Source organism: Paenisporosarcina sp. P4_D4 (assembly GCF_056401835.1).
In genome coordinates, this window is record NZ_JBFUIO010000121.1 from 1 (window position 1) to 5,514 (window position 5,514).

5 protein-coding genes are annotated in these 5,514 nt (G+C 37.7%); all 5 read left to right on the forward strand.

The features are described from left to right. Positions 1–238 precede the first annotated feature (238 nt). Positions 239–1,543 carry a bifunctional folylpolyglutamate synthase/dihydrofolate synthase gene (locus AC1DSL_RS15300; protein WP_477532836.1) on the forward strand — a complete coding sequence of 435 codons (1,305 nt, stop codon included), beginning with the start codon at positions 239–241 and terminating at the stop codon, positions 1,541–1,543. Positions 1,544–1,608: 65 nt separating this feature from the next. Next, positions 1,609–2,859: a bifunctional folylpolyglutamate synthase/dihydrofolate synthase gene (locus AC1DSL_RS15305; protein ID WP_477532837.1), complete on the forward strand. Its 1,251-nt coding sequence runs from the start codon at positions 1,609–1,611 to the stop codon at positions 2,857–2,859. A gap of 82 nt (positions 2,860–2,941) precedes the next feature. Next, entirely contained in the window at positions 2,942–4,654 is a 1,713-nt protein-coding gene (locus tag AC1DSL_RS15310) for a sensor domain-containing diguanylate cyclase (RefSeq protein WP_477532838.1), read from the forward strand. A 131-nt stretch (positions 4,655–4,785) separates the two neighbouring features. After that, positions 4,786–5,313, forward strand: coding sequence for a prepilin-type N-terminal cleavage/methylation domain-containing protein (locus AC1DSL_RS15315; RefSeq protein ID WP_477532839.1), 528 nt, complete (start codon positions 4,786–4,788; stop codon positions 5,311–5,313). Next, positions 5,310–5,514, forward strand: a 205-nt coding sequence (locus AC1DSL_RS15320; protein WP_477532840.1) for a prepilin-type N-terminal cleavage/methylation domain-containing protein, incomplete at its 3' end; no start/stop codon positions are given. The genes AC1DSL_RS15315 and AC1DSL_RS15320, both read left to right, overlap by 4 nt.

The window sequence follows — 5,514 nt, forward strand, 5'->3', positions numbered from 1 at the left end:
AAAATATGGAACTTTAGTTGGGAATATATCGCGTTTAGTTGGAAAATTTGAACCTTTAGTTGGAGACGCTGTTGTCGTGTAACCACGCTATATTCAAGGGGGTTACTTAAAGATATCTCAGCATAAAAATTTCATTAGTAACTAGAAATAATTTCATATCTTTTCAGCAATTGAACATGATAGAATAGAGTGAATTCTCAGATGTTCTGGGAGTATTGAGTTTGAGGAGTGACCAAATGTGTTTACATCAGTTGATAAAGTAGTTGAATACATATATTCCATGGATCAGAAAACGGAGCGAAATGGTCGACTAAGTCGTATCACTTCCATCCTGGCGGTCCTCGGGAATCCACATAAAGGATTCCGTTCTGTTCACATTGCAGGGTCAAACGGCAAAGGTTCAACTTTGAATGCTCTTAAAGAAATATTAATTGCTGAAGGCCTCCAAGTCGGAAGCTTCATATCTCCTCACCTTGAAAAAGTAAACGAACGCATCATGATGAATGATGTAATGATCACAGACGAACAATTTATCCAATATATGAACGATATCTATCCACTTCTGCAAAAAGGTCAAGTTGGAGAAGGCTCGAACTTCTTCGAAATTTTGACGGTCATTGCATTTATGTACTATAACGACATGAAAGTGGATATTGCCTTAATTGAAACAGGGATTGGCGGGAAATTCGATTCAACGAACGTGCTGACACCACTGCTATCAATTTTAACGTCCATTTCGCTTGATCATACGCAAATCTTAGGCGACACCCTTGAAGCCATCGCTGAAGAAAAAGCGGGAATCATCAAACCACTCGTTCCGGTGATCAGTGCAGTGAAAGACAAACAGGCTGTTGCGGTTATCGAACAGAAGGCCGAATTGGAACAAGCGCCAATTTACCAATTATATAAAGATTTTCTTATTGGAAATGTAACTCAGGAAATAAATCAACAAAGTTTTTCTTATCAATTAAACGGTGAAAAAATGGTAGATATATCCCTGAAAATGATGGGGCATCACCAAGTTGAAAATGCGTCGCTTGCCATTACAGCTGCGTTGTTTTTGAACAAACATCACGGTTTTACCATTTCTGAAGAGAGTATCCGCCATGGTCTAATCACCTCTAGCTGGGCCGCGCGTTTTGAAGAAGTTTTACCTAACGTCATCATAGACGGAGCACATAATCCGGCAGGTATGGAAGTGCTTATTCAAACCATTCAGCAACGCTACGCGACAAAAAATATTCACGTCGTCTTTACCGCACTTCAAGATAAAGACATTGCATCCGTGCTTCATATGCTGGATGAAATTTCAGCAAGCATTACTGTCACAGAAATTCATGTGAAAAATGCGGCAGCTGGAAAAGATATTTTTGAAGCGACAAAGCATCCAGAAAAACAATTGATCTTGAACTGGCATGAGGCACTCGAGCAGACTCTAGTAAAAGTAGACGAGTCAAATGTTGTTCTAGTAACCGGCTCGCTATACTTCATGTCGCTTGCTCGTCCTTATTTAAAACAAAAAGCACAAACGAAAGTACTTTAATATGTGACCCTGCCTTTATTATGAAGGTGGGGTTCTTTTCTCGTTTATAGAAAGGAGATGTAATTATGATTCCGAAGTTTAATGAATACAAAGAACGTTTTCAAATGGAAAGCAAAAACACAATTGAGCCAGGGCTGGATGCAATCCGTAATGCATTAGAAAAAGTAGGAAACCCTCACTTGAAACTCAAATTCGTCCATGTTGCAGGGACGAACGGCAAAGGTTCGACCATCAGCATGATGAATAGTATGCTTCAGGCACACGGAGTAAAAACGGGATGTTTTTATTCGCCTTGCTTCATGGATGTACATGATCAAATTCAGCTGAATGGGGAGTATATTTCACCAATTGACTTGAGTGAGGCTTTTAGTCTTGCAAAAGAAGCGGGACTCAGCGGAATGCTGACGGATTTTGAATTATTAACAGTTCTTGCATTTCTGGCATTCGAACAATTTCAACCTGATGTTGTACTGTTGGAAACGGGGATGGGGGGCAGGTTTGATAGCACGAATGTCATTACTCCACTCATTTCAGTCATTCCGAGTATTGCAATTGAGCATGAACAATTTCTAGGAAACTCAATTGAAGAAGTGGCTTCTCATAAAGCGGGAATCATTAAACCAGGTCGTCCAGTTGTCATTGGTCCAATGGAAGAGCCTGCTGAACAAGTACTTATAGAAGAAGCAAATGAAGGCAATTCTCCACTTTGGAAAATAAATAAAGATTTCACTTTATTGAATGGATTGTACCAAGACAATGAAGGTCATGTATTCACGAATATGATTGTTCCACTCAAAGGTTCCCATCAAGTAAATAATGCAGCGCTTGCGATTCGAGCTGTACTCCATGTAGCCAATTCGCTCCAAGTAGAAGTGGAAGAAGAAACCCTTCGAAATGGGTTGAGTAAAACATTTATTCCAGTACGATTTGAAAAAATTACAGATCATTTATATTTCGATGGAGCACATAATCCGGCAAGTGCTCGTGCTCTCGTTGAAACTGTGAAAGAATACTTTCCAGATACACCCATTCATTTTTATTTAGGCATGATAAAAGGAAAAGATGCCAAAAAAATATTGCGTATTTATGAAGAAATTTCATCAAAATTTACTTTTGTGGATTTCGAAGATGAGCGCGCAATGTCCGCAATCAGTTTGTCGAAAATGAGCGAATCGACTAACGTAACAATGACGAAAGACCTACTAGAATCATTGCGAATTACAATTTCGGAAAAACAAGTGACTATAGTATCGGGTTCGCTCTATCTCTTGTCTAGCTTGCGTTTGGAGGCTATTCAAGTGTTTAAAATTATTTGAATATTAAAGATGACAAAACTTTCTAATTTTGATAGGATGTATTTAGTACTAGATAAATTGAACCATTTTGAAAGGGGCGCATATGGACATTTCTAAACGAACACAACGCTTGATTTGGGCCATATGGGTTCTGGTTGTACCATTTGGCACTTATTCGATTTACCAGTTTGCAGAGCCTACTGAAATTAATTGGCCAATTTTATTGGGATATACAGCTCTGGCAATAATAACGACATACTTTCCGTTTAAAGTAGCTGGAACAACCGTTTTCTTAGTTCAATGGATCAACCTTGCCATATTTTTGAAATATGGAGTGTTTGTTGAAATGTTGGTCATGCAATTGGCAATTATTCCACTGGCCATACAACTCAAAATCGGGTTCAGCGATTTCTATCGAGCACTATTTAACTCATTTATGTTTTTCATAGTATCGGTCATTAGTGGCGTTTCTGTCATTTTAATGGGCTATGATATTGGTTCGATCGAGTTAAAACATATTCTTTTATTCGGTTTTCTCTATCAAATCATTAATACTTTTTCTAATCATGTAATTTTGCACTTATATCTGGTTTTAACAAAGCAAGAACACACCGGCTTCTTTGGAAGAGATTCACTTTGGGATTATGCAGGTTTAGTCGTGACATTCCCATTCGGCTTTACTCTTTATTTGCTAAATGAATATGTTGGACCAGTTGCATTCTTACTATTAGGTATCCCATTCTTAATCATTACATTCCTAGTCCGCTTATACAGTAATTCCGAACGCGTCAACGAAGACTTAAACCAAGCGACTGAAATAGGACATGAGCTGGCAGATCGACTCAGCAATGATGCAATTATCGATTTATTCTTATCAAGAATCAGCAAAATGTTACCAGTTGATTATTCTTATATCATTGATATAGACCAAGACCAAGATAATATGTACTTCTTAAAGTCGAAGGAAAAAGATATCAATGTAGAAATTTTGCAAACTCACGAAGAATTACTAAAAAGTATAGCTGGAATTGTCTATAAAAAAGACAAGTCGATTCTTTTCAACAAACAAAAAGAATGGCGTAAGTCAGGATCGGATTTTCTTCCAACGGATACAGAGAGCATCATTTCTGTCCCAATTAGTCGGAATCAAAAAATGGAAGGAATTCTGGTCATAGCTTCAAGGAAAAAATACGCATTTGAAACTTATCAACTTCAGATTATCAGCTTGCTATGCTCCTATTTTGCAGTATCTCTTGAAAAAGCTCGATACGTACAAGATGCAGTATCTAAAAGTGAACGATGCGGCCTAACGAAATTATACAATTACCGGTATTTAGATCAGCAACTCGAAACCAATATGAGCCAATTGCTAAATGGAGAGCTTCGTCAATTATCATTATTGATGATGGACATCGACCACTTCAAAGCCATCAATGATACGTATGGACATCAAAGTGGAAACGATATTCTTTTTGGACTGGCAAGATTGTTGGAAAATGAACTTGGGGACGCCGGGATCATTGCTAGGTATGGCGGAGAAGAATTTGTTATCATCTTACCAAACTACTCCAAACAACAATCACTAGCACTTGCAGAAGAATTACGTGAGAAGATCGAAACCACGCGTTTTGAAATTCGGACAGACCTGGAAGATGAACCCGTGCTGTCCTTTGTCAACATAACAACAAGTATCGGTGTCTCAACTGCACCAGAAGACTGTGACGATGCCATGGCATTGATTCGTAATGCGGATAGAGCGCTATATATTGGGGCGAAACGAGAAGGACGTAATCGTGTTGCGGAATATGTGAAATAATGAAGAGAGCTGATCTATTCAGCTCTTTTTTCCTAGGATAGAATAGGCGAGTAAATATAGTATAAAAATAATGACAATTCTACTAAAACAATACATAATACGTATAAACAACATGAAATGAGAAAAATTATATGAAACTATTTCCAAATAAATCCAAACAAAATGGACTGACACTCGTGGAAGTTCTGGCAGCACTTGTCATAATGGGAATTGTTTTCGTGGGTATCATGACTGTGTTTCCACAAATGACTTTATTTAATGCGAAGACGGAGACAAAGTTGGATACGATGAATATAGCGCGGCAGGAAATTACGGAGTTTATTGAAAAGAGCAAAGGGAAATATATTCCCCATACTTCAACAAAAATAATTCCTTTTGAACAGATTAAACCTATTATTGAATTGCAATTTGAAGAAACGACAACAATAACTAATGGCCACGTAATTACAGATGACCCGGCAACTAATAAAGACGATTACAATTCATTCAAATTTAATAGCACAGTTGATTCAGGCGAAGAATTTAAACTCGAAATTCAAGTATTCGATGTGCCTGATCTTTCAGGAACCATTTCTTTATATAAGACCATTCTTAAAATTTATACGCTCGGAGGTCAATTGAGTAGTGAAACATATGGCTATATTGAGGTGACCTCATGATCAAATATATTAAAAATAATAACGGCATAACACTCGTGGAATTAATAGCGGCTCTAGCCTTAGTTTCGATGGTAGCTATATTAATTATGACAACTTTGGGAATCGGCTTTAAGCATTCAATAGCGGAATCCAATAAGACTTCCGCTCAACAGGAAGCGAATTTAATTGTTTCGAAATTAATGAACCAGCACCGTAAAGGGG